A 23260-nucleotide genomic window follows, 5' to 3' on the forward strand; every position below is an offset into this window, starting at 1 on the left:
CGAAGAAGGGCCGAACCCCGGTGGGGTCCGGCCCTTCTTTGGGTTCGCCTCTGGGTACCTTCCCCCTGGCACGATGACCGCACTCAGCGTTTGATGGCCTCGAGCGGGGGAGTGGCCGCGGCCTTCAGCGCCGGCACCACCGAGGCCGCCACGCCGATGACGATGGCACCGATGACGGTCAACCCGATCTGGAGCCAGGGGATCTCCGGCGATGCCATGCCCTTGGAACCAAGGACCGCCACCACCGACCAACCGGCGAAAGTACCCACGGCGATGCCGAGCATGGCACCGTGGACGGTGAGAATCAGCGACTCCACCTGAACCATCCGGCTGATCTGGCTGCGGCGCACCCCCACCGCCCGGAGAGTGCCGATCTCCTGTATCCGCTCGCTCACCGAGAGCAGCAGGGTGTTGATGATCCCCATCGCGGCGATGACCACCGCCAGGGCGAGCAGCCCGTAGATGATGGTGAGCATCTGGTTGAGCTGGGTGCCGAGTGATCCACCGAACTCTTCCCGGGATTTAACCTGCACCACCAGCAGCTCTGCCATGGAGTTGTTGAGGTTCTGGCGCAGTTGCTGGTCCGAGACGGTGCGGTCGGGGTTCAGGAAGACCGCCAGCCGGTTGAAATCTGCTTCCCCGCTGACCAGATTCTTGGCCACCGAGTAGTTGACCACCAGGTGACCGAGAATGCCGACCTCAGTGTAGATCGCCTCAATCGGGATCTGCACCTCATTCTCAGGGGGGCCTCCGATGGCATTGACCGGGATGGTGTCGCCGACCCGAAGCCCGGACTCCTGGGAGTAGGTCGCCGAGATCATCGCCGCCGGTGCATTGTCCTCACTCGGGCGCCCCTCCCGCAGTCCCAGGTCAAGATAATCGCTGAAGTCGTCATCGACGACTGTGGTTTGCGGATTGTCCCAGTTATTAGCCCTTAACGGGGCGGTCATCAGAGTGCCGGCATCGGCAACCCCGGTGGTCCAATTGGCGCGCTGGGTGGTTTCGGCCGGCAATGTCAGGCCATTTCCGGTGGTGGAGCGTTGACCGGCCAAGCTGGATCCACCCAGTCCCTCCAGGACGAAGGGGGCCTTCACCGTGGATTCCACCATGCCGAAGATGGTGGCCTGGGTGGTGTTGCCGATGATGCCCACGGCAGAAACCAGGGCGACCGCCATCGCCAGCGATAGTGCAGTGGCGGAGGAACGCCGTGGGTTTCGGGTGGTGTTACGACGGGCCAGGGTACCGATATCGCGATAGGGGGCGGTCAACAACACCCCGAAGGTATTGCCCACCGCGGAAATCAGGCTGGGGCCGGCGGTGGCGATCGCCAGGAAGATCAGCACTACGCCCACCCCGGTAGCGGCCAATCGTTGCGAGGTGATGATCTCGGAGTTGTTAATGGCGAAGACCAACCCGGCACCGATGATGGCGACGATGCCCAGCCCACTGAGCAACCCGGCGACCAGCAGTTGCACGCGGCGTGGTTGGGAAGCGCGGGCGTCGGCAAGTTCCAGAGCCGAGACCGGGGGGAGTTTGCCAGCCCGGTTCGCCGGGGTGAAAGCGCTGATCATGGTGGTGAACACACCGAAGGCCAGTGGGAGGAGTAGGGAGCCGAGGGTGGGACTGAACTCGATGGCGGTGAGATCGCCGCTGCCATCCGCCAGGAAACGGGCGAGAGCGGCCACCAGCACCAGGGCGGTGATGATACCCAGCACCGAGCCGAGGAAACCGACGGCCGCGGCCTCCATGATCACCGAGAACATGATCTGCCCGGTGGAGACGCCGATGCTGCGCAGCAGTGCGAACTCCCGGGTGCGTTGTCCGACGATCATGGCGAAGGTGTTGGCGATGTTGAAGGCGCCGACGAGCAGCGCAATCGCGCCGAAGACCACCAGGATATAGCGGAGGAACTCCAGCTGCTGGGCAAACTGCCCGCCGCTACGCTCCACGATCTGCTCCGGCAACAAGGGGGTCAGCTGCGGGAAGTTGATGCCGATATAGTTACGCACCGCCATCGGATCCTGGCCCTCGTGGACCGAGATGACGATCTGGGAGGCGTATTCCTCTGTGGTGAACAGGTCCAGGTAGCGCTCCGGAGTGAACACCACCCCCACCCAGCCGGGGGTCTCGGTGGGAGTGTCATAGATGCCGCTGACCTGCACCCGGAGGCGTTCGGTGGGGGTGAGCACATTGATGGCGTCACCGACATTGATTTCCCCACGCTCAGCGGCCGAGGAATTGATCATGACCTGATCAGGAGCCTCCGGTCGGGTGCCGGTGTGTACCTCGGGGGATGGTCCCACCAACTGCTCCACCGGATAGCCCGCCACGGGGTGGGCGCCGGAGGAGCCGGTCTGCAGCGGTCGCCCACTGGTCCCGGTGACCACGATCCCGGACTCCCCGGCCATGCGGGTGCCGCTGGGAAGCCCCGGCCCGGAGCCGACAACATTGACCGCCCGGACTTCCGGACGGGCCCGGATCTGCTCGATCACCGCGAAGGGAACACCCTGCGGTGAGGACTGGCTGCCCACCACACCGACATCGACCCCTGCCACGCCACTGTCGATCAGTGAGTTGAAGGATTTTTCAAGTGAATTGGTCAGCATCAGCGAACCCGAGATGAAAGCGGTTGCCAACAACACGGATAGCACCGTCAGCGCCAGCCGACCCTTATTGGAGGCGACACTGCGCATCGTCACCCGACGCATCGGGGAATTCAGGAAGGTCAACATCGGGTTAGAGCGGGATCGCGCACGGTGCTTGCCGTGCAGTGGATCGGCTGGGCGAGTGGTCACCTGGCTCTCCTCATCCGTAGTTTTTGACGAGTTCTACAGCCTAGCGTGATCAGCCACGTCAGGCACCATCAGAAACCTCAAGATTCAGTATGCCCTTATTTCATCCCGTAGAGCGCTTTCATCGTCGCCGGGTGCGGTGAATGCAGACTCCGCGGGTCCAGTCCGGCCGCCCGCAGCGCCTCGCGTGCTTGAAGACGCCCACGGCAATGCTCGGCGAGCACGCCATAGGAGACATCACCCATCAGGGCACGGAGCTCGGATTCCTGGGTCAGCCACATCGGTTCGGTGGCGGTATGGCAGTTCGAATCACCGCTGCAGTACCAGTCGAAGTCCTCGCCGCCATTACCCCAGCCCCGGCGGTCATATTCGCCGATCATGGTGCGCAGAATTTCCTCGCCGTCGGAGCGTTCCTCATAATCTTCCATGCGGCGCAGCGGCAGCTGCCAGCACACCTCCGGTTTCACCACCGTCAGGTCCTTGCCTTCAGCTGCGCCCCACTGGTGGATGGCGCATCCGGCACCGGTAGCCCAACCTGTCCGGTTGGCGAAGATACAGGCGCCGTCCTGGAGGATGGTTTTGAGGGCGGGCTCCGGGTTACCTTCATCATCGTCGAGTTCATCCCACATCAGCCAGGGCTCAATCTCAACGGGATCAGCCTCGGCAATGAAGCGGTCGGTGTCCGCGGGACGGTTCTGCCAGTATTTCGGGGGCATTTCCGCGACGGCATCATAAAGTTGATCGCGATCCTGTTCATCGGCAAGGAAAGCGCCGTGGACACAGCATCCAACATCAGATTGGGCGCTATCAATTCCGTGGCAGGCGGAGGTACCGAAAGTACAGTTCCAATGGGATTCCAACCAGGTCAGATCGATGCTGAAGAGGTGTTTGGGATCCTCGGGGTTCGTGAACTCGAACCATTCGCGAGGGAAATCAGGGGCAATTTCAACCCCTGCTGAGATGGATTTCCCGGCCGGAGAGAAGGCCGGAAAACCGAGGACAACCTGAGTCGATCGTGGGTGATTCACACTTTGCCACCGTAGACCGTCTACCCTGATGTGTGTGCGACTAGGTGTATTGGACGTGGGCAGCAACACTGTTCACCTCGTGGCGGTCGATGCCAAGACTGGCGGGCATCCGACTCCCATGAGCGACTGGAAAACCACCCTCCGACTGGTGGAACTGCTTGATGACGATGGAAACATCGATGATCGTGGCGTGAAGAAGCTGACGAGCGCAGTGAGTGAGGCCGCCGAATTGGCGAAAACACTCGGCTGCCGCGAAGTCATGCCTTTTGCGACCTCAGCGGTTCGATCAGCCACGAACTCCCATGAGGTGCTCGATCATGTCGAGAAGGAAACCGGGGTCCGGCTGGAGGTGCTCTCCGGTGAAGATGAGGCACGTCTGACCTTCCTGGCGGTCCGCCGCTGGTATGGATGGTCCGCCGGCCGGATCACCAACCTCGATATCGGTGGCGGCTCCCTGGAGATATCCACCGGTTCCGATGAAGAACCGGACATGGCCTTCTCCCTGGACCTCGGCGCTGGGCGGCTGACCCACACCTGGTTCGACACTGATCCGCCGACCAGGAAGAAGACCAATCTCCTCCGCGACTACATTGACGCAGAGCTGGTGGACGCCTCCCGGCAGATCCGAAACCTCGGTGAGGCCCGTCTCGCGGTGGGTACCTCCAAGACTTTTAGAACCCTGGCCCGACTGACCGGCTCAGCCCCCTCATCGGCTGGTCCCCATGTGAAACGGACGTTGACCGCCCCCGGTCTGCGTCAGCTGATAGCGTTTATCTCGAGAATGACCGCGGCGGACCGCGCCGAACTGGAGGGGATCAGCTCTGATCGATCCCACCAGATTGTCGCGGGCGCACTGGTGGCGGAAGCCAGCATGCGTGCCCTGGGGTTGGAGAAGCTTGAGATCTGCCCGTGGGCATTGCGTGAAGGCGTGATCCTGCGTCGGATCGACAAGGGTCTGGAATAGGAAGGATGCCGAGATGGCTGACGAAAAGCAACTGACAGTGGCAGAGCTGCTGGCCCGGTCAGGGAAGAACAGCTCCTCCAGCGAACAGTCGCGCCCGCGTCGCCGTCGCCGCAGCCTGGAGGACGGTGGAGTCTCTGTCGCTGAACTCACCGGCTCCATCCCGAAGGTCAACGCTAAGCCGGTCGAAGCGCGTCACTCCAATGTTCCGCTGGATAACTCAGCGGTTGCCCAGGAGGACATCGCCGCCAAGATTGAAACCCCCACCCCGGAGGTCGCGGTCCCGGAGGTCGCCGCCCCAGTGGTCGAGCAGCGCCCGGCCGATAAAACGGCGGCTGCGAAGACCACTGCAACTAAGCCTGCGGCGCCCAAGACCGGGACACAGAAGACCGGTGAAAAGAAGAGCGCGGCGGAAGCTCCGGAACTCAGTTCCGCAGATAAATTCGCTGCGGCCAAGGCTGCCGCAACCGCTGCTCCCAGCGCCGCGACCGAAACTTCTACGGCGGCACCGGATAGCGCAGCGGGCAGCACCAGGGTTCCGCCCAGCCACGATGACACCCAGGTGATCGGTGCCATCCCGAGTGCGGAGCCGGAGCGTCGTGAGGTCGCGGTTGGCCCGGTTAATACCGGAACCACTGCTGCGGCTCAAGCCGCCGCTGCGGTTGTTCCCACTGGGTTGGCCACCGGTCTCACCCGGACGGCCGAGGCCACCGGTGAGATCCCCGTGGTTGCGGACCCGGCCGAGGCGGACGTCGAGAAGCAGGTGGTGGAACGGGAAGAGGAGAGTGAGGGCGTCTCCGTGGGGACCGTCATCGGCCTTGCGGTGGTCGGCATCATCTTCGGCGTGCTGGTCTTCCTCGGTTTTGACTACCTGTGGGGCAATTTCAACCGACTCTTCGTCGGCATCGCTGCCCTGGTGGTCACTGCAGTGATGATCCTGGGCACCCGGCTACTGCGTACCTCCAACGATGGATTCAGCATGACTTTGGCGGGTGCTGTCGGGCTGCTCATGACCTTTGGGCCCGCGCTGATCATGTACCTGACTTAAACCCCGGGGCGACACCGCCCGGCTTTTCGTGGCAGGGTGGAAGCATGACTTCAATTGCAGTAATCGGAGGCGGCAACATCGGGGAAGCCCTCATCTCCGGCTTCATTGCCAGTGGCATGGCACCGACGAACATCAAGGTGACCAACCGGAGTGAGGAACGCGGCAGGCAGCTCGAAGAGCGCTACGGCATTCAGTCCCTGCAGGACAATGCTCAGGCTGTTGGTGACGCAGATGTGGTCTTCCTCTGCGTCAAGCCCAAGGGGATCCTCGACATGCTCACCGAAATTTCCCCGGCACTCGATGACAATGACGGTGACACCATCGTGGTGTCCATGGCCGCCGGTGTCTCGCTGCCGGCAATGGAGGATGCGGTGTCCGCCGGTACCCCCGTCGTCCGCGTCATGCCGAACACCCCGATGCTCGTCCGTCAAGGGATGTGCGCTATCGCTCCGGGACGTTTCACCATTGAGGAGCAAGTCTCGGTCGTCGCAGATCTGCTCCGGGCGGTCGGTGATGTCCGGGTGGTTGCGGAATCCGATATGGATGCCGTCACCGCGATGTCCGGTTCCTCACCGGCTTATATCTACCTCGTCGCTGAGTCGCTGATCGACGCCGGGGTCAGCCTCGGTCTCACCCGCGATGCCGCCCAGGAATTGGCGGTCTCCGCGATTCACGGGGCTTCCACCATGCTCAAAGAATCCGGCGACGACCCGACCACGCTGCGGGCAAAGGTCTCATCCCCGGCAGGAACCACTGTGGCGGCACTGCGTGAGTTGGAGGAGTCCGGCATCCGCGGTGCCTTCTTCCGGGCAGCGGAGGCCTGTGCGGTGCGTTCCGCTGAGCTGGGTGCCCCCGCAACCGATAACTGAGCACAACTGAGCACAACTGAGCACACTGACCATTTGGCTGGACCTTCCCGACCTGTTCAGGCTCCCCTTCATGGGGGAGTCCGAATGCGCCTAAACGGGCGAAAGTAGCCGGTGTCCGAGGTTTCGAACACATAAATTCGGACACATCGGTCGCATCAGTCACATAGTTCACGCTAAGCTAGTCCAAGCACGTGCGTGTCCGATCTGCAGGAGGGGAAGCCTGCAGCGCGCCACTTTGCTGAAGGGTGAGATATTTTATGGCACATGAAGACAAGGGAACCTTCCTGACCGTCGCTGAGGTGGCGGACATCATGCGGGTTTCCAAGATGACGGTTTACCGACTCGTCCACTCCGGCGAACTGCCGGCAGTCCGCGTCGGTAGATCCTTTCGGGTCCACGAGAAGTCCGTCAATGATTATCTCGACGCTTCCTTCTTTGAGGCTGGCTAAACCCCGGTCTCTGGTTTCCCCTGTCAGAACCTGCAGTTTCAACATCGTCCTCAATCTCTGAGGTGGATGGTTGGCACTGCAGGTTCTGTCAACTCCGGGGCTTCCAGGGCCCAGCGGTGGCGGGGCACACTGTGACATTTGGTGGGTTCCTGTGGCCAGTTGCGGCTTCCCGTGACGGTAGTTGCGCGGGGGGTTGTTTGGATGTGGAATAGCAGAAAGCTAAGATGGTAGCCATTCGTGTCGATGCACGCCCAGTGCGCCACAGTCCGAGGCTCCTTTCCAAGGGAGCAGCGGCGCGGCGGGTGACGGAAGTGCACTCCGGCCACTGGCCCTAGCGCCAGCTGCTTGGCGATCGACAGGTTTGTACGTACAGATCTACGATGAAACGAGGAAACCCCATGGGTTCAGTGATCAAGAAGCGTCGCAAGCGCATGTCCAAGAAGAAGCACCGCAAGATGCTGCGACGTACCCGCGTCCAGCGTCGTAAGCTCGGCAAGTAAGCCGCCGAAGCTTCAAAGCTTCTCAAGCTGATGCCGCGGTTGCACCATCCTGATTTATTCGGGGCGGTGCAGCCGCGGCGTTCGGTGTTTCTGGGGCTGCTTGGCGGGGTTTTTCCGTGGCTCTATCGGGGGTTTGACGTTGAGGTCTCGAGGCCCAGCCAGATGGTGCCTGTGGGTGGGGGAGGGATTGGCGTGATTCTCGAGACCTGCCCTTCATCCCGGGGTATCGGGCCGAAGAACCGGCACATCCGCACTCAGCGCTTCCGGAAAATCCGCCAACTGCTGTAGCTGAAGGCGGCGGTGGCTAACGTCGGTACGCCCCATTTCCGGACTGCCTTGCGGATGCTTCGGTAGTCGCGGAGTTCCCAGCCCCTCTCCTCGGCGACCTTCCGGAGCTTCTTGTCCGGGTTGATGGCTACCGCAGTGCCCACCATGGAGAGCATGGGGACGTCATTGACCGAATCTGAGTAGGCGGTGCACTGCCCCAGGTCGAGACGCTCAATGGCGGCCAAGGCAGCGACAGCGTGCATCTTGCCGGGGCCGTGCAGAATATCGCCGACCAGTCGGCCGGTGAATTTTCCGTCCTTGACCTCGGCGACGGTGCCCAGGGCGCCGGTGAAGCCGAAACGCCTGGCCAGGATCTGGGCCAGCTGGACTGGGGTGGCGGAGACCAGCCAGACCTGATGTCCGGCGTTGAGGTGCATATCTGCCAGGTCGCGGGTGCCTGGCCAGGCTTTGTCCTGCATGTGGGAGTCAACGATCTCCTCACAGAGTGCCACGAGTTCATCCACCCGGCGGCCTTCGATGAAGGCCAGTGCCTGCTGGCGGCCCTCGGCGACATCCACGGCATTCTCAGAGCCGGTGATCCGGAATTTCAACTGCTTCCACGCGATGGGAAGCACCTCAGAGAGCCGGAAGTAGCGTCTCCGGGCCAGCCCCATGGCGAAGACGATCAGTGAGGAACCCTGAATGAGGGTGTTGTCGACATCGAAGAAGGCAGCCACCCCGACATCCTGGGGAATATCCGGGTCAGGGGGATTGATGCGGAAACCACCGGCGGCCTCAATGGAGCCGGAGACGGAGTCCACCCCGGAGGAGAAGGCATCAAGCTCGATGCCGAAGGTTTCGGAGACCGCGGCAGCAGCGGCGGCGGCACCGGCCTCGCGTTGGGATTGTGCATCGACTGGCGGGAGCGCGGTGTCCTCCAGAAACCGGCGCAGGTTGCCGCGGGTGGCACTCCAACTCGCGAGAAACTCAGCCGGGGAGTCGGGCAGGGAGTTCGGTTCCTTGGCGGAGCTCACGACGCGCTCAGGCCCTTCCTATCGGACAATGTGGGGCACCGGTCGGACGGAGTCGTCTCGCCGACTGGGTATCGTGTCTATGGTATGCCCCCTGCGGGTCTGATGCCCGAGGGTGTCCGCGCAGTGGGGGTGAGATCTGGAAGGTGGTTGTTTGTGGTGGCTGTTCATACGGTGGAACTGATGGTGCGGACCGAGTGCGGTTCCTGTGAACGCGTGGCGGCGCAGATTGAACCGGTGGTTACTGCCGCGGGAGCTGTGCTGGTGATCCGGAATGTTGATCAGGATTCCGAGCTGAATCTGGAGTTTGGGGACCGGGTTCCGGTGGTGGTGATTGACGAGGAGGAATTTGCCTGCTGGGAGGTCGACAATGATGAGTTAGCGCAGGCTTTGTTGTCCTAACAACCTCCGGACGGTTACCTTGGACTAGTTACATCCCCACCTGTTGGGGGTATTCTTTCGGTTGATGCTGTCCCGGGATGATCAACGCTGGGCGGATTCCTGTCAATCGCGGTTGAAAGCGGTGAACTTTAGCGTGAGTGTGCTTGTGGTCGGAATGTCACACCGATCGGCACCGGTGGCTCTTCTGGAGCAGCTGAGCATGGATGAGCAGGTGCGTTCCGGCACCACCGCCGATCTCCTGTCCCGGAATTCGCTTTCTGAGGCCATGATCATCTCCACCTGCAACCGGCTCGAGGTCTATACGGTGACCAACAGCTTCCATACCGGAGTGAAGGACGTCGTCGATGTGCTCCACGACATCAGCGGGGTGGACATCGAGACGCTGCGTGGTTACCTCTACGTGCGCTACGCCGATGCCGCCGCCGAACACATGATGGTGGTGGCCTCCGGCCTGGATTCCATGGTGATCGGAGAGCAACAGATCATCGGCCAGGTACGCACCTCCTACCAGGAGGCCAGCGGCCAGGGCACGGTGGGACCTGCGCTGCATCAGCTGGCGCAGTCCGCGCTGCACACCGGAAAACGGGTCCACTCCGAGACCGACATCGATGATGCCGGTGCTTCCATGGTTTCCTTCGCCCTCGATGAAGCGCTGCACAACCTGCACATCACCGAGAGTGAGAATGCCCTGGCCGGGCGCAGCGCCCTGGTGCTCGGTGCCGGGGCCATGGCCTCGCTCGCGGCGACCCATCTGGGTCGATTGGGCGTCGAGAAGCTCATCATTGCCAACCGCACGCGCTCGCGTGCTGAACGGTTGGCCGGGCATGCCCGGGAGGCCGGGGTGGCGGCTGAGGTGGTTGACTTTGAGGGGCGCCATGAGGTCCTCGACCGCGTGGACATCGCGGTGTCGGCCACCGGTGCCGGAAACTTCACCATCTCCGCCGCGGACCTCCCGGCACAGCGCCGCCCTGACCTGACGCTGATCGATCTGTCCATGCCACGTGATATCAATGACGATACCGCTGGCGTGGCAGGCGTACATCTGGTCAACATCGAGCGGCTGCACCAGTCGCGCGAGGAAAGAATCCGCGAGAGCGGCAGCGAGGACGGCCAGAGCGATGCCCTGAGCATCGTCCACGAGGAACTCGACGCGTACACCTCCGCCCAGCGGGTGCGCGATGTCGCACCGGCGGTCTCCGCGCTGCGTAAGCACGCCGCCGAGGTGGTCTCCGCAGAGCTGGAACGGCTGCAGGCCCGGACCCGCTCCATGGAGAAGTCCGACTTTGAGGAGGTCAGCCGCACCGTCCGAAGGGTCGTCGATAAGCTTTTGCATCAGCCGACCGTGCGGGTCAAGGAACTCGCCGCTGAGTCTGGCGTGGTCTCCTATGAGTCTGCGCTCCAGGAACTCTTCGGGCTCAAGCAAGCCGAGCCGAACCGCTCCGCCGCCGTTGACCTCAATGAACTACCCGAGGGCGATATTGTCGCCGTCGGTGTGCACGAGCCGGAACCTCACTAACCCTCATAATTTTCAGGAGAAGCTATGACCTTCAAAATCGGTACCCGTGGGAGTAAGCTCGCCACCACCCAGGCCGGCCATATGCGTGATGCCCTGATCGCCGCTGGTTTCGACGCGGAGCTGGAGATCATCACCACCGCAGGTGATGTGAATATGGCCCCGGTCGAGCGCATCGGCGTGGGCGTGTTTACCCAGGCCCTGCGCGATGCGATGGAGCAGGGCATCTGCGATATCGCGGTGCATTCCTTCAAAGATCTGCCCACTGCCGCCGATGCGCGCTTCCATCTGGTGGTGCCGGTGCGCGCGGACTCCCGTGAGGCGCTGATCGCCCGAGATGGCCTGACACTGGGCAGCCTGCCGGCGGGCGCACGCGTGGGTACCTCCGCCCCGCGCCGCATCTCCCAGCTCAAGTCTCACCGCCCGGACCTGGACATCCGTCCGCTGCGCGGCAATATCGATACCCGCATGGGCAAGGTCGCTGCCGGCGAGCTCGACGCAGTGGTCCTGGCCTACGCCGGTCTCAGCCGCGTCGGGATGGGGGAGCGTGCCACCGAACTCTTCGAGCCTTCGGTGATCATGCCGGCCCCGGCGCAGGGCGCCCTGGCGATCGAGTGTCGCGTCGAGGACACCGCGGCCCTCGCCGCCATCAACATTCTGCGCGATGCCGATACCCAGATCGCCGCAGTTGCTGAGCGGGTGGTGCTCAACCGACTTGAGGCCGGCTGTACCGCCCCGGTCGCCGCGCACTCGGTCATCGACGGGGTGGAGATCACCCTCCATGCCGGCGTTTTCGCCCTCGACGGATCCACCAGGTTGACGGCCACCCGCACTGGCCCCCGCGATCAGGCGGTGTCCCTGGCGGAGGAGATCGCGGCGGAGCTCATTGCTGCAGGAGCCTCCGAAATCATCGGCGCAGAGTAGGATCTGACGCATGGCGGTACTCAAGATCACGGAACAACGCGTCACCGTCGAACTCGACTGGTGGGAGAAGATCGTCGCGCGTCGTTCGCATCTGACCGTGCCGCGTCGGGCGATCCGCACCGTCACGCTTGTCGACGACGCGTGCATCGCCGCCGGCGAAGGCCGCCGGGTTTCCGCAACCAGGCTCCGCGGGCTGACTTTCACCGGCACCATCGCTGCGGAGGACGGTTCCCGTGCCTCCAGCTTCGTTGCGTGCCACGGTCGTGGCCCCGGCATCGTCCTGGAGCTTAAATCCGCCACGCTGGACCGAATCGTCATCTCGACCGACTCCGCCCGCGAGTACGCCGACCAGCTCGGCCCCGTTGTGGCTTGAGCTGAAGCGGAGCCTCCGTGGTCCGGAATCAGACTCCGGAACTGGGGTCAGGAGAGGCCTTTCTTATATAAGGCGTTTTTCTTATCCGGGCTTCCTCAATTACTCTGTAAATACCACATAGTTAACGCCCCTTCCGCGATGGGTCTGGCTTCGGCAGATTCCCGCAGTAGATACTCCGCATGGATGTTTGGGGCGTTACTTCGTGCGCTGAACTTGAAATCCATCGACTTCGGCACGCGCTTCCTTCGACTTTGGGTGGCAGCCGCCTGACCCTAGAAAAGAATCACATGAGCATGGCCCAACAGGCTTCCACGGCCCCGACCTCCCAGGCGGGGAAGATTGTGTTCGTCGGCGCCGGCCCGGGCAACCCCGAACTGTTGACAGTGCGCGCCCGTGAGGTGCTTTCGAACACCGCCAGAGTGCTGACAGATCCTGATGTTCTCAGTGGCGTCCGCGAGATAGTGGCCTCATCCCTTCCGGTTCCGGAAGAGATTCTCAAGGCCGCGGAGGAAACCTATGAGGCACTCTGCGCGGAAGCGAAGGCCAATGGTGCCCGGCGCAAGCCGGTGCGCCCGCAGGCTCCGACCGCTGCCCAGATTGTGGATGTCGGCGATCCAGATCCGCAGGTGATCGTCGAGACCCTGCGGCCGATGGTCGCGTCGGGTGAGGATATCGTCCGACTGGTCACCGGTAACCCGCTGAGCAAGGATTCCTCGCTCGCGGAGATCGCCGCGGTGGCGGCTGCCGGCCTGGAGTTCCAGGTCGTTCCAGGGATGTCCCTGCCGGCCACCGTGCCTTCCTTTGCCGGTATTGCTCTGGGCTCCACCTACACCGAGACTGAAGTCACCGATGCTGAGGTGGACTGGGAACGCCTGGCCACCGCACCGCAGCCACTGGTGCTGCAGACTGCCGCAGCGGATCTGCCGCGTATCGCCGAAGGCCTGTTGGGCCAGGGCATGCCAGCGGATACCCCCACGTCGGTCACCGTCCATGGGACCACTCGTCTGCAGCGCACCTATGACACCCCGTTGGGCGCCCTCGGCAAGCTGGATGCCGAATTGGAGGGCAAGCTTGTGGTCACCCTGGGCAAGGGGGTCGATGATCGTTCGAAGTACTCCTGGTGGGAAAACCGCTCGCTCTACGGCTGGCGAGTGCTGGTACCGCGTGCCAAGGAGCAAGCTGGCCCGATGAGCACCCGGCTCTCTGGCCATGGCGCCATTCCGCAGGAGGTGCCCACCATTTCGGTGGAGCCGCCGCGCAATCCGGCCCAGATGGAACGCGCCATCAAGGGCATTGTTGAGGGGCGCTACCAGTGGGTCGCCTTCACCAGCGTCAACGCAGTGAGCGCGGTCTGGGAGAAGATCAGCGAGATCGGTCTCGATGCCCGCGCCTTCGCCGGTGTCAGGCTGGCTGCGGTGGGGCAAAAGACCGCCGACGCGATCCTGGCACTGGGTCTGACCCCGGAACTGCTGCCGGAACGCACCCAGCAGAATGCTGCTGGCCTGGTTGCGGCCTTCCCGGAATACGTGGAAGATCTGGACCCGGTGGGCCGGGTGCTGCTGCCGCGCGCCGATATCGCCACCGAGGTGCTGGTCGATGGTCTGCAGGAGCTGGGCTGGGAGGTCGACGACGTCGTCGCCTACCGCACCGTCCGGGCTGCTCCGCCGAGCGCCGAGATCCGCGACATGATCAAGTCCGGTGGTTTCGACGCGGTCTGCTTCACCTCTTCCTCCACCGTGAAGAACCTGGTGGGCATCGCAGGTAAGCCGCATCAGCGCACCATCATCGCCTGCATCGGCCCGATGACCGCCGCCACCGCCGAAGAACTGGGCCTGCGGGTTGATGTCGTACCGGAGATCGCCGAGGTCCCGAATCTGGTGGAGGCCCTGGCTAATCACGTCGCCGGGCTCCGTGCCTCCGGGCAACTGCCGCCGCCGCGCAAGAAGCGCCGCGCCCGCAAGAAGAGCAGCTAGGAAGCAACTGCTCTGCGGGGCTGACCACAAGGTCAGCCCCGCAGACCAGTCCCATTGACGGGGCCGGAAAGCCCGCCGAGGTCGGCCTCAGGTCAGCAGATCCGGTGACTGGCATAAGATGAGGGAAACTCGACAACCTCAGTTTCGGTGCCGCCCAGTGGTGGTGGCCGAGACTCCCCCGGAAGGACCTTAAAGCTCCGTGTCCAACGAGAACCCCCTCATCCCTGTCCCCGCCCCGGAACGTCGACCCCGTCGACTGCGTAGTAATCCCGCGATGCGCGAATTAGTCGCGGAAACCTCACTGCGTCCGGCCGATCTGATCCTGCCGGTCTTTATCGCCGAGGGCATCACCGAAGCCCGCGAGATCACCTCCATGCCGGGGGTCTACCAGCACACCACCGATTCCCTGCTGCGTATCGCGCATGAGGCACTCGATGCCGGAATTCGCTGCATCGATGTCTTCGGAGTCCCGCTCGACGAAAACAAGGATGCCACCGGCTCTGAATCCTGGAACCCGGAGGGCGTGCTCAACAAGGCCCTCGGTGCCCTGCGAACCGAGTTCGGTGATGATCTGCTGATCATGGCGGACACCTGCCTCGATGAGTTCACTGACCACGGCCACTGCGGTGTTGTCTCCACTGACCGCCACGGTAATTCCATCGTGGACAATGACGCCACCCTGCCGCTGTACCAGCAGATGGCGGTGGCCCAGGCTCGTGCTGGCGCCCACCTGATCAGCCCCTCCGGCATGATGGACGGCCAAGTGCTGGCCATCCGTGATGCCTTGGATGCCGAGGGCTTCCAGGATGTGTCGATCATGGCCTACTCCGCCAAGTACGCCTCCGCGTTCTTCGGACCCTTCCGCGAAGCGGTGGGTTCCTCCCTGGAAGGCGACCGCCGCACGTACCAGCAGGATCCGGCGAACCTGCGGGAATCCCTGTTGGAGGTCCAGCTCGATATCGAGGAGGGCGCAGACTTCGTCATGGTCAAGCCGGCGATGCCTTACCTGGATGTGCTTGCCGAGATCGCCAAGGTGTCCCCGGTACCGGTTGCGGCTTACCAGGTCTCCGGTGAATACGCGATGCTCCAGGCCGCCGGCCGCAACGGCTGGGTGGATCTGGATGCGGTGATGATGGAATCACTGGTCGGTATCAAGCGCGCCGGTGCGAATCAGATTCTCACCTACTTCGCCATTGAGGCAGCCAAGAAGCTCCGCGCTTAAATACCCCGCAGCAATCACCCGACGCTCTTTCAAATTCGAGGACCAGTAGACCTGCAGTGACTTCCCCAACGCCTTTACCCGAGAACCCACAAACCCAGCCTCCCGAGGGGGCGTCGATCCAGCATGCCCCCGGGCCGGCCACCCACCCGGGAAAGCCGGCGAAGAAGAACGGGGTGTTCTCCGGGTTGCCGGAGACCATCCGATTATTTGTTCAGATGTGGTTCCTGGCGCTCGGACTGGAGGTTATCCACCAGATCCTCAACATCGTGATGGGGATGATGGACACCGCGGCGCTGCAGGCGGCTGTGCGGGAGAGCCTGAGTGCCTCTGATCGGGAGCAGGTCTCAGCCTCCCTGATCAACTCCGCGGCCATCGCCGGGGTGTTGCTCATGGGGTTGATCGGCATCGCCATGATGGGGCTGCTGCTGTGGATGGTCTTCCTGGTGAAGAACCGTTCCAAGAAGGCCGGGCTCGGGCGCCGCCTGCTGCAGGTCTTCGGATTCTACTTCGGCTTCCGGATCATGATTGTCTTCATGCTCACCCCGGGCGGCACGGATATTCCCGTGGCAATGTATGCGGTGGACGGCAGCCTGCAGATACTGGCCGGGGTGGCGGCGGTGATCGCGTTGATTCTCAGTTTCCGGGCGGAAACCCTGAAATGGACCCGCGAGATCCCCGATGACTCGGCGGGACCCGGTGCCCGCACCGCTGAGCGGAGCTCTCGGACGGATACCGCTCGAGGCAAGAATCAGCAGGATCGTCTCGAAGAAGAGCCGCACCGGAAAGTTCAGGAGAAGTAGTCATGCCGAGCATGTTTCCCGGATTTAAAAATGACCCGAATGATCTCAACCGTGGCTACCGGCCGACTCAGCGCGATCTGGGAGGGCTACCCCGGTCCCTTTCCTGGGGTTATTATCTGCTGGTGGTCATCGCGATCCTGATGGTGGTCACCAGTCTGTTCCTGATGACGACGCAACCCTCCAATGAAGCGGAGCTTTCAGCGGAGACGGTGCAGATGATCAAGCGGAATCTGACCTTTGTCGGGGCGTTGAATCTGATCGCGGGAATTCTCATTGCGGCGCTGGCACCACAGCTCAAAAGTGGCAGTCGGGGATCCCGTCGTTGGTTGCTCGGGGTGATCGTCTTCGCTGCACTGGCTAACCTGCTCTCCTTTGTGATTCTCCGGGAGCCCTTCTCGCTCTCGCTGATCGCGGCTTTGTTGATGATCTCCGGAGTCGTGATCTTCCAGCCTTCAGCCACGGCCTACATTAACCGGATCAACGACTAGGAACTCAGGAAGATCATGGACCCGGAGCAGCCGGAAAACACTCCTCACCCGGTGAACGGGGATGAAGCGCTGGAGCGTGCCCTACGCCAGGCGCGGGATGCGGCGAAGGCCGCCGGAGTGGAGTCCGGCTCCGAGGGGGAGACGGGGGACACCGGATTCGGCGGCCGACCGAAGGTCTCCTTCTCCTTCGAGCTGTCCGGCCTGGAAAATGCCCCGCAGATCACCGGCCTGGAGAAGGCGCTGAACCAGTTGCCTGGGATCCAGGTCCGGATCATCTATTCCCCGGCGACCGCCTGGGTGACGGCCCCGGAGGGCTATGATCCCCGGGTCCTGGAGGAGGTCTTCACCGGGGCGGGGATCAGTGCCCATCTCAGTGATTCCTCGCTGCGTCGACGCGCCGCGGCCGGGGGAGCACAGCTGGCCCAGGGGACGACCACCCGCAGGCAGCGGACCAAAGCTGATCTGCGGATCCTGAACCGGGCGAAGCGCGCCGGTCGGCTGGGGGTGGCCACCCCCATCGAGGACCAGGAGGAACAGTCCGCTGAGGTGCTCTACACCGCGCGTTCACTGCTGACCCGTTCCCGGCTCCTGGGTAGCCTGTTGCTCTCGCTGCCGGTGCTGCTGCTCAGTTATGTGCCGGACTGGCAGTTCCCCTATTGGCAGTGGGTGGCACTGCTGCTGGCCACCCCGGTGGTTTTCTGGGGTGCCTGGCCCTTTCACCGGGCCATGATCGGCGGTATCCGTCGTGGTCTCTCCGCCCTGGACGGTGCGAGTTCGGTGGCGATCACGGTGGCTTATCTCTGGTCGATTGTGATGCTGCTGTTCACGGAGGCAGGATCCCCGGGTTGGCATTCCCGACCACAATGGTTCGCCTTCAAGCACGCCCCGATTGACACCGGTGAGCTCTTCCTGGATGTGGCCTGCGGAATCACGGTGCTACTGCTGGTCGGCCGGGCCTTGTCCCGACGCTCCAAAGTGGGATTGCTCGAAGAGATCAGCGCCAATCAGCCAGCCCCGGAGACTGAATATGAGGTCTTCGAACGGCACCGCGGCCGGGGAGCGGTCAATGCGGTGACCCTGCCGCTGCCGGAGGTCAATGTCGGCGATGACATCATCGTCCCCGCCGGCCGGATGATCCCGGTGGACGGCAGCGTCATCGGTGGTTCCGGCCGGGTCGCCCCGGGGTTGATCGCGGGGGACCGCGAACCCCGGGAGGTGAAGGTGGCCTCGGTGGTCTCCGCCGGGACCACGGTACTGAGCGGTGAGCTCAAGATCCGGGTGGCACGTACCGGTCACCGCACCCGGTTGGCGTTGATCCGTCGCTGGATCGCCCGGGCCACCCGCCACCAGCACCATTCGGCCTACCTGTCCACCCGCTCGGCCTCGGGGCTGATCCCCCTGGCCCTGATCATTGCCCTGGTGGATTTCGGCCTGTGGTGGCTGATCACCGGCAATGTCAACGCCGCCTTCGCCACCGCCCTGGCGGTGCTGGCCGGGGTGGCCCCGGTGGCGCTTGCGCTTTCCACCGCCCTGGCGGTCCGGCACGGTATTGAAGCGGTGGCCCGGCACGGTATTCTGCTGCGCGATGAGAACACCATCCGCCGCCTCAGCCTGGTCGACACCGTCATCTTCAACCGGGTGGGCACCCTGGCGGAGCGGAAGATGAGCGTGGAGACGGTCATCGCCGAGCGCGGGGAGAACCCGGAGCTGGTGCTCCGTGTCGCCGGGGCACTGGCGATGGAGTCGGACCACCCGGTATCCAAGGCACTGGTCCATGCCGCCCGGGAGGCCCGTGACGCCGGCATCGGCGGCGATGAGATCCCGCACTGGATCGAGGTCACCCATGCCGGCATCAGCGAGGACGGCCAGTTCACCGGCATGATCAGCCTGCCGATCCGGGATGCCGCGGGGGAGTCCACCCAGCGTCAGGTGGAGGCGGTGCTGTGGCGTCCACGCACCATGGATGAGCTGCAGGGCCGACTGGCGGCCGCAGCGGTTGCCGGGGGTACCCCGCTGGTGGTGCGCTGGAAGGGCCGCGACCGGGGGGTGATCACCCTGCATGACACGGTCAAGCCCGATGCCGCCGCAGCGGTGGATGAGCTGGAGTCGATGGGGGTGACCACCATGATGCTCAGCCGGGACACCTATCCGGTGGCGCGTCGTTTCGCGGACCGGATCGGGATCTCCGAGGTGCTCGCCGGCATTGCGCCGAGCCGCAAACCCCTGACCGTCCGGGCGGTGCACACCCGTGGTGCCCGGGTGGCGATGGTCGGTGACAACTCGGTCACCGATTGTCTGCGGGTGGCCGATGTGGGCATCCTCGCCGCCACCGACGGCACCCTGGAGCAGCTGCGGCGGGATGATGACTCGGCGGTGGATGTGGTGCTGCTGCGCCATGATGTCGCGGCAGTTCCGCAGCTGATCGGGCTGGCCCGGCGCATCATCCGGGTCATCGACCGCAACATCACCTTCTCCTGGGCCTATAACGCGGCGGTGATTCTCGCCGCGATCGCCGGGGTGCTGCATCCGATGGCGGCGACGGTACTCATGTTGGGTGCCTCGGTGCTGATCGAGGCACGCTCGAACCAGGCGCGGCGCTTCTAAGGGTGCTTATCGACGGCCGATGCGGCCCCCGGACCTGCCCTGCCCGGCCCGGCAGCCGGGATCGTCGATAAGCGGATATTACCCTGGGCCGTGGTTTTAAGGCACTATGGAGTTCATGACCGCTTCGATCCCGGCCGCTCGCCGGAAGCTCAACGACGCCCCTATCCTGGACGCCGCCAACGGGCGCACCCCCTCTCGCACCCCGGTGTGGTTCATGCGCCAAGCTGGCCGCTCCCTCCCGGAATACCGCGAGGTCAGGCAGGGCATCACCATGCTGGACTCCTGCTTCATGCCGGAACTTCTCGCGGAGATCACCCTGCAGCCGGTACGCCGTCACGACGTCGACGCCGCCATCCTCTTCTCCGATATCGTCGTTCCGCTGCGTGCAGCCGGGGTTGGCGTGGAGATCGTCCCGGGTAAGGGCCCGGTGATGGACAAGGCGATCCGCACCATCAGCGATGTGAAGAACCTGCCGATCCTGGACGAGGATGTCCCGGAGATCGCACAGGGCATCGGCATCATCGCCGAGGAACTGACTGATTCCCAGGCACTGATCGGTTTCGCCGGCGCCCCCTTCACCCTGGCCAGCTACCTCATCGAGGGAGGCCCGAGCCGCAACCATGAGGCCACCAAGGCCATGATGCACTCGGAGCCGGAGACCTGGCACCTGCTGATGGAACGGCTCACCCCGACGGTGATCAACTTCCTCAAGGTCCAGATCGACGCCGGCATCGACGCCCTCCAACTCTTCGATTCCTGGGCGGGTTTCCTCACCGAACGGGACTACCGTAAATTCGTGCTGCCCTACTCCACCCGGATCCTTGATGAGGTGGCCCAGTACCAGCTGCCGCGCATCCACTTCGGGGTGGCCACCGGCGAGATCCTCGGTGCCATGAGCGAGGCCGGTTCCGAGATCATGGGCGTGGATTGGCGGGTGCCGCTGGACCGCGCCGCTGAGCGTATCCACGCCGCCACCGGACCGACGGTGCTGCAGGGCAACCTGGACCCGGCACTGCTCTTCGCCGGTCGGGACGTGGTCAAGGAGCAGGTGACCCGCATCAAGGCGGAGGCCGCCGCTGCCATCGCTGCCGGCCATGCCACCGGCCACATCTTCAACCTGGGTCATGGCGTGCTGCCGAACACCCCGGCTGAGGCCATCACCGAGACCGTCGCCATCATCCACGAAAGCTAGAAGAGGAACCAGCACACATGCGCTACGCCATCATCGGCGCCGGCCTGGCCGGTCTGACCGCCGCCCGGGAGATCGCCACCCTTGACCCCGAGTCAGAGATCGAGGTCTTTGAGGCCGGCGAGCGCATCGGCGGAAAACTCTTCACCGTGCCCTTCGCCTCCGGTCCGACCGACATGGGCGCGGAAGCTTTCCTCGCCCGGCGTGCCGACGCAGTGGAGTTCATCCATTCCCTCGGACTGGGGGATTCTCTGGTGGCCCCTTCGGGGCTGGGTTCCCTGGTGTACTCCGGCGGCCAGCTCAATCAGCTGCCCGCCGGTGGTGTGATGGGGATCCCCGCGGACTCTTCCCTGATTCGGGAGCTGGTGTCCGCGGAGACCGCGGCGCGTATCGATGCCGAGGGGGCGGCCCCCGCCATCGACTGGCAGGTCGGTGAGGATTACAACGTCGGTGCCCTGGTGCGTGAGCGCTATGGCTCGGAGGTCGTCGACCGCCTGGTTTCGGCGCTGCTGGGCGGGGTGTACTCCTGCACCGCTGATGCCCTGGGTGTCCGGGCCACAATCCCGCAGCTGGCACAGGCATTTGATGCCCTGGTGGAAGCCGGTGAGAAGGTCACCCTTTCGGCGGCGGTACGCCGGGTGGAAGCCGGGCGGATCAAGGCGGAGGGACCGGTGTTCAACACCTTCCGCGGTGGCTACGCCGAGCTCTATGAGACGCTGGCCGAACAATCCGGGGCCTCGATCTACCTGGATGCCTTCATCTCCGGGATCACCCGGGAAAAGTCCGGCCAGTTCACCCTCAAAGGTGGCGGCGAAGGAACCTACGACCGGCTGCTGCTGGCCACCCCGGCCCCGACCACCGCGGTCCTGCTGCGGAATCTCGCTCCGGTGGCCACTACGGCGCTGAAGCAGATCAAATTGGCCAGCTCCGTGGTGGTGGGCCTGCGATTCGACACCGCCACCGGCCTGCCGGAGAATTCCGGGGTGCTGGTTGCCGCGGATGAACCCGATGTCCGCGTCAAGGCCTTCACCTTCTCCTCCCGCAAGTGGCCTCATCTGGCACACCGCGGCGGGGCGTTGATCCGCGCCAGTTTCGGTCGTTTCGGTGATGAGACCCTGGTCCGCGCGGAGGAGGACGATCTGGTCGATTACGCCCTCGATGATCTGCAGAAGATCACCGGTTTCGATGGTCGTGCCGCCGGTCTCGGTGAAATCTACACCCAACGCTGGTTCGGCGGTCTGCCGCGCTATGACGAGACTCACCTGGCCACCGTCGACACTGTCCGAGCGGCGCTTGCCGACGCCCCGGGAATCGAACTCAGCGGTGCCTGGGCGGGGGGAGTGGGGGTCCCGGCGGTCATCGCCGATGCCCGCGCCGCCGCCACCCGCCTGGTGGGCTAATCCCCGAACCTTAGTGGGCTAGCCCACAACCAGGTGGTTCGCACCAGACTCGGTGAGGATTACCCCCGGATCACCCCGTACAATGGTCCGCATGACTGCTGCTGATCTAACTTCCGCCAATGTCTCCCGTTCGGCGGAGTGGTTTGCCCGTGCCCGCGAAGTGACCCCCGGCGGAGTGAACTCCCCGGTGCGTGCCTTCGGATCCGTCGGTGGCCAGGCCCGATTCATCTCCTCGGCCCACGGTTCCACCCTGGTTGATGTCGACGGCAATGAATATGTTGACCTGGTCTGCTCCTGGGGCCCGATGATCAGCGGCAACGCCCGCCCCGAAATCGTCGAGGCGGTGCAGCGTGCCGCAACCTCCGGGCTCTCTTTCGGTACTCCCTCCACCGGTGAGGTTGAACTGGCACAGGCCATCATCGACCGCACCTCCGTTGAACAGGTCCGCCTGGTCAACTCCGGTACCGAGGCCACCATGTCTGCGGTTCGGCTGGCGCGTGGCTTCACCGGCCGCCCCAAGCTCCTGAAGTTCGAGGGCTGCTACCACGGCCATGTTGACTCCCTGCTGGCCTCCGCCGGCTCAGGTGTGGCCACCTTCGCGCTGCCGGACTCCCCGGGTGTGACCGGGGCATCGGCCGCCGACACCGTCGTGGTGCCCTATAACGATCTCGCGGCCGTGCGCGCCGCTTTCCTCGAGCACCCCGGCGAGATCGCCGCGATCATCACGGAGGCCGCCGCCGGCAACATGGGCACCGTCGCCCCGATCGAGGGTTTCAACGCCGCACTCAAGGAGATCGCGCACGCCGATGGTGCCCTCCTCATCCTCGATGAGGTCATGACCGGTTTCCGCACCTCCTTCAATGGTTGGTACGGCATCGACGGTGTCGCCGGTGACCTGACCACCTTCGGCAAGGTCGTCTCCGGTGGGCTGCCCGCCGCCGCTTTTGGTGGCCGCGCCGACATCATGGCCCACCTGGCTCCGGAAGGGCCGGTCTATCAGGCTGGCACCCTCTCCGGTAACCCAGTGGCCGTGGCCGCTGGTCTGGCTTCCCTGAAGCTAGCCGATGAAGCCACCTACCCGGTGTTGGCCACCAACGCCGACCGGATCAGCGCGTTGATCTCGGGGGCGCTGAGCCGCGAGGGTGTGGCCCACCACATCCAGCGCGCAGCCAATATGTTCTCGGTGCGTTTCGCTGAAGGCGAGGGCCACAACTTCGCCGAGATGAAGGCGGCAGAGACCTTCCGTTTCCCGGCCTTCTTCCATGCCCTGCTCGATCACGGGGTCTTTGCGCCGCCGAGTGTCTTCGAAACCTGGTTTGTGTCCAGTGTTCTGAACGAGGATGATTTCGAGAAGATTGAGCGGGCACTGGTGCCGGCCGCCAAGGCCGCCGCTGCCGCAACCGCCCCCACGAACCAGTAGCGAACGG

The 23260-nt window shown here is 64.0% G+C and carries 20 protein-coding genes; 17 read left to right on the forward strand and 3 right to left on the reverse strand.

The genetic code is table 11. The features are described from left to right. Nucleotides 1-83: 83 nt before the first annotated feature. The gene (locus tag ACTU46_RS11610; protein WP_443381843.1) at nt 84-2795 is read right to left on the reverse strand and encodes an ABC transporter permease; all 2712 of its coding nucleotides are present in this window, start codon (nt 2793-2795) and stop codon (nt 84-86) included. A 95-nt stretch (nt 2796-2890) separates the two neighbouring features. Beyond that, nucleotides 2891-3820 carry a hypothetical protein gene (locus ACTU46_RS11615; RefSeq protein ID WP_443381845.1) on the reverse strand — a complete coding sequence of 310 codons (930 nt, stop codon included), beginning with the start codon at nt 3818-3820 and terminating at the stop codon, nt 2891-2893. Nucleotides 3821-3854: 34 nt separating this feature from the next. On the opposite strand from ACTU46_RS11615, the gene ACTU46_RS11620 reads away from it, so the two are divergent. The 5 genes from ACTU46_RS11620 to ACTU46_RS11640 all read left to right on the forward strand — a co-directional run bounded on the left by ACTU46_RS11620 (nt 3855) and on the right by ACTU46_RS11640 (nt 7647). Further along, on the forward strand, nt 3855-4784 hold the full coding sequence (locus ACTU46_RS11620; RefSeq protein WP_443381846.1) for a Ppx/GppA phosphatase family protein: 930 nt from the start codon (nt 3855-3857) through the stop codon (nt 4782-4784). A gap of 13 nt (nt 4785-4797) precedes the next feature. Continuing rightward, nucleotides 4798-5829: a DUF4199 domain-containing protein gene (locus ACTU46_RS11625; RefSeq protein ID WP_443381848.1), complete on the forward strand. Its 1032-nt coding sequence runs from the start codon at nt 4798-4800 to the stop codon at nt 5827-5829. Between the two features lie 44 nt (nt 5830-5873). Further along, entirely contained in the window at nt 5874-6698 is an 825-nt protein-coding gene (proC, locus tag ACTU46_RS11630) for a pyrroline-5-carboxylate reductase (protein ID WP_443381850.1), read from the forward strand. 257 nt (nt 6699-6955) lie between these two features. Then, nucleotides 6956-7147: a helix-turn-helix domain-containing protein gene (locus ACTU46_RS11635; RefSeq protein ID WP_443381852.1), complete on the forward strand. Its 192-nt coding sequence runs from the start codon at nt 6956-6958 to the stop codon at nt 7145-7147. A gap of 398 nt (nt 7148-7545) precedes the next feature. Beyond that, nucleotides 7546-7647: a 30S ribosomal protein bS22 gene (locus tag ACTU46_RS11640; RefSeq protein ID WP_003855542.1), complete on the forward strand. Its 102-nt coding sequence runs from the start codon at nt 7546-7548 to the stop codon at nt 7645-7647. A 254-nt stretch (nt 7648-7901) separates the two neighbouring features. Here ACTU46_RS11640 and ACTU46_RS11645 read toward each other — a convergent pair whose 3' ends face one another. Beyond that, nucleotides 7902-8948, reverse strand: a complete 1047-nt coding sequence (locus ACTU46_RS11645; protein WP_443381854.1) for an HAD-IB family hydrolase — start codon at nt 8946-8948, stop codon at nt 7902-7904. Between the two features lie 180 nt (nt 8949-9128). On the opposite strand from ACTU46_RS11645, the gene ACTU46_RS11650 reads away from it, so the two are divergent. The 12 genes from ACTU46_RS11650 to hemL all read left to right on the forward strand — a co-directional run bounded on the left by ACTU46_RS11650 (nt 9129) and on the right by hemL (nt 23253). Next, nucleotides 9129-9347: a glutaredoxin family protein gene (locus tag ACTU46_RS11650; protein WP_443381981.1), complete on the forward strand. Its 219-nt coding sequence runs from the start codon at nt 9129-9131 to the stop codon at nt 9345-9347. Between the two features lie 133 nt (nt 9348-9480). Continuing rightward, nucleotides 9481-10863, forward strand: a complete 1383-nt coding sequence (locus ACTU46_RS11655) for a glutamyl-tRNA reductase (RefSeq protein ID WP_443381856.1) — start codon at nt 9481-9483, stop codon at nt 10861-10863. Between the two features lie 24 nt (nt 10864-10887). Next, nucleotides 10888-11784 (forward strand): hydroxymethylbilane synthase, encoded by an 897-nt coding sequence (hemC, locus tag ACTU46_RS11660; RefSeq protein ID WP_443381858.1) that lies wholly within the window; start codon nt 10888-10890, stop codon nt 11782-11784. A 10-nt stretch (nt 11785-11794) separates the two neighbouring features. Beyond that, nucleotides 11795-12157: a hypothetical protein gene (locus ACTU46_RS11665; RefSeq protein ID WP_443381860.1), complete on the forward strand. Its 363-nt coding sequence runs from the start codon at nt 11795-11797 to the stop codon at nt 12155-12157. A gap of 287 nt (nt 12158-12444) precedes the next feature. Further along, on the forward strand, nt 12445-14130 hold the full coding sequence (locus ACTU46_RS11670; RefSeq protein WP_443381862.1) for a uroporphyrinogen-III synthase: 1686 nt from the start codon (nt 12445-12447) through the stop codon (nt 14128-14130). Between the two features lie 220 nt (nt 14131-14350). Then, on the forward strand, nt 14351-15352 hold the full coding sequence (gene hemB, locus ACTU46_RS11675) for a porphobilinogen synthase (RefSeq protein WP_443381983.1): 1002 nt from the start codon (nt 14351-14353) through the stop codon (nt 15350-15352). A gap of 56 nt (nt 15353-15408) precedes the next feature. Continuing rightward, nucleotides 15409-16152, forward strand: coding sequence for a hypothetical protein (locus ACTU46_RS11680; RefSeq protein WP_443381864.1), 744 nt, complete (start codon nt 15409-15411; stop codon nt 16150-16152). Nucleotides 16153-16154: 2 nt separating this feature from the next. Beyond that, nucleotides 16155-16640, forward strand: coding sequence for a hypothetical protein (locus tag ACTU46_RS11685; RefSeq protein ID WP_443381866.1), 486 nt, complete (start codon nt 16155-16157; stop codon nt 16638-16640). 15 nt (nt 16641-16655) lie between these two features. After that, the gene (locus ACTU46_RS11690; protein ID WP_443381868.1) at nt 16656-19244 is read left to right on the forward strand and encodes a heavy metal translocating P-type ATPase; all 2589 of its coding nucleotides are present in this window, start codon (nt 16656-16658) and stop codon (nt 19242-19244) included. Between the two features lie 115 nt (nt 19245-19359). Further along, the gene (gene hemE, locus ACTU46_RS11695) at nt 19360-20436 is read left to right on the forward strand and encodes a uroporphyrinogen decarboxylase (protein ID WP_443381870.1); all 1077 of its coding nucleotides are present in this window, start codon (nt 19360-19362) and stop codon (nt 20434-20436) included. Between the two features lie 17 nt (nt 20437-20453). Next, a complete protein-coding gene (locus ACTU46_RS11700) occupies nt 20454-21833 on the forward strand; it encodes a protoporphyrinogen oxidase (RefSeq protein ID WP_443381872.1) in 1380 nt (459 codons plus the stop codon). Nucleotides 21834-21915: 82 nt separating this feature from the next. Further along, entirely contained in the window at nt 21916-23253 is a 1338-nt protein-coding gene (gene hemL, locus ACTU46_RS11705; RefSeq protein ID WP_443381874.1) for a glutamate-1-semialdehyde 2,1-aminomutase, read from the forward strand. The last annotated feature ends 7 nt before the right edge of the window (nt 23254-23260 follow it).

The sequence above is a fragment of the Corynebacterium sp. A21 genome, from assembly GCF_052266655.1.
GTDB lineage: Bacteria > Actinomycetota > Actinomycetes > Mycobacteriales > Mycobacteriaceae > Corynebacterium.

Excerpts from the sequence above, each read along its gene's own strand:
- ACTU46_RS11640 (WP_003855542.1), top strand. The coding sequence starts at position 7,546 with ATGGGTTCAGTGATCAAGAAGCGTCGCAAGCGCATGTCCAAGAAGAAG.
- ACTU46_RS11685 (WP_443381866.1), top strand. The coding sequence starts at position 16,155 with ATGCCGAGCATGTTTCCCGGATTTAAAAATGACCCGAATGATCTCAAC.
- ACTU46_RS11650 (WP_443381981.1), top strand. The coding sequence starts at position 9,129 with ATGGTGCGGACCGAGTGCGGTTCCTGTGAACGCGTGGCGGCGCAGATT.
- proC (WP_443381850.1), top strand. The coding sequence starts at position 5,874 with ATGACTTCAATTGCAGTAATCGGAGGCGGCAACATCGGGGAAGCCCTC.
- ACTU46_RS11635 (WP_443381852.1), top strand. The coding sequence starts at position 6,956 with ATGGCACATGAAGACAAGGGAACCTTCCTGACCGTCGCTGAGGTGGCG.
- hemC (WP_443381858.1), top strand. The coding sequence starts at position 10,888 with ATGACCTTCAAAATCGGTACCCGTGGGAGTAAGCTCGCCACCACCCAG.
- ACTU46_RS11700 (WP_443381872.1), top strand. The coding sequence starts at position 20,454 with ATGCGCTACGCCATCATCGGCGCCGGCCTGGCCGGTCTGACCGCCGCC.
- ACTU46_RS11625 (WP_443381848.1), top strand. The coding sequence starts at position 4,798 with ATGGCTGACGAAAAGCAACTGACAGTGGCAGAGCTGCTGGCCCGGTCA.
- hemE (WP_443381870.1), top strand. The coding sequence starts at position 19,360 with ATGACCGCTTCGATCCCGGCCGCTCGCCGGAAGCTCAACGACGCCCCT.
- ACTU46_RS11665 (WP_443381860.1), top strand. The coding sequence starts at position 11,795 with ATGGCGGTACTCAAGATCACGGAACAACGCGTCACCGTCGAACTCGAC.
- ACTU46_RS11690 (WP_443381868.1), top strand. The coding sequence starts at position 16,656 with ATGGACCCGGAGCAGCCGGAAAACACTCCTCACCCGGTGAACGGGGAT.
- hemL (WP_443381874.1), top strand. The coding sequence starts at position 21,916 with ATGGTCCGCATGACTGCTGCTGATCTAACTTCCGCCAATGTCTCCCGT.
- ACTU46_RS11670 (WP_443381862.1), top strand. The coding sequence starts at position 12,445 with ATGAGCATGGCCCAACAGGCTTCCACGGCCCCGACCTCCCAGGCGGGG.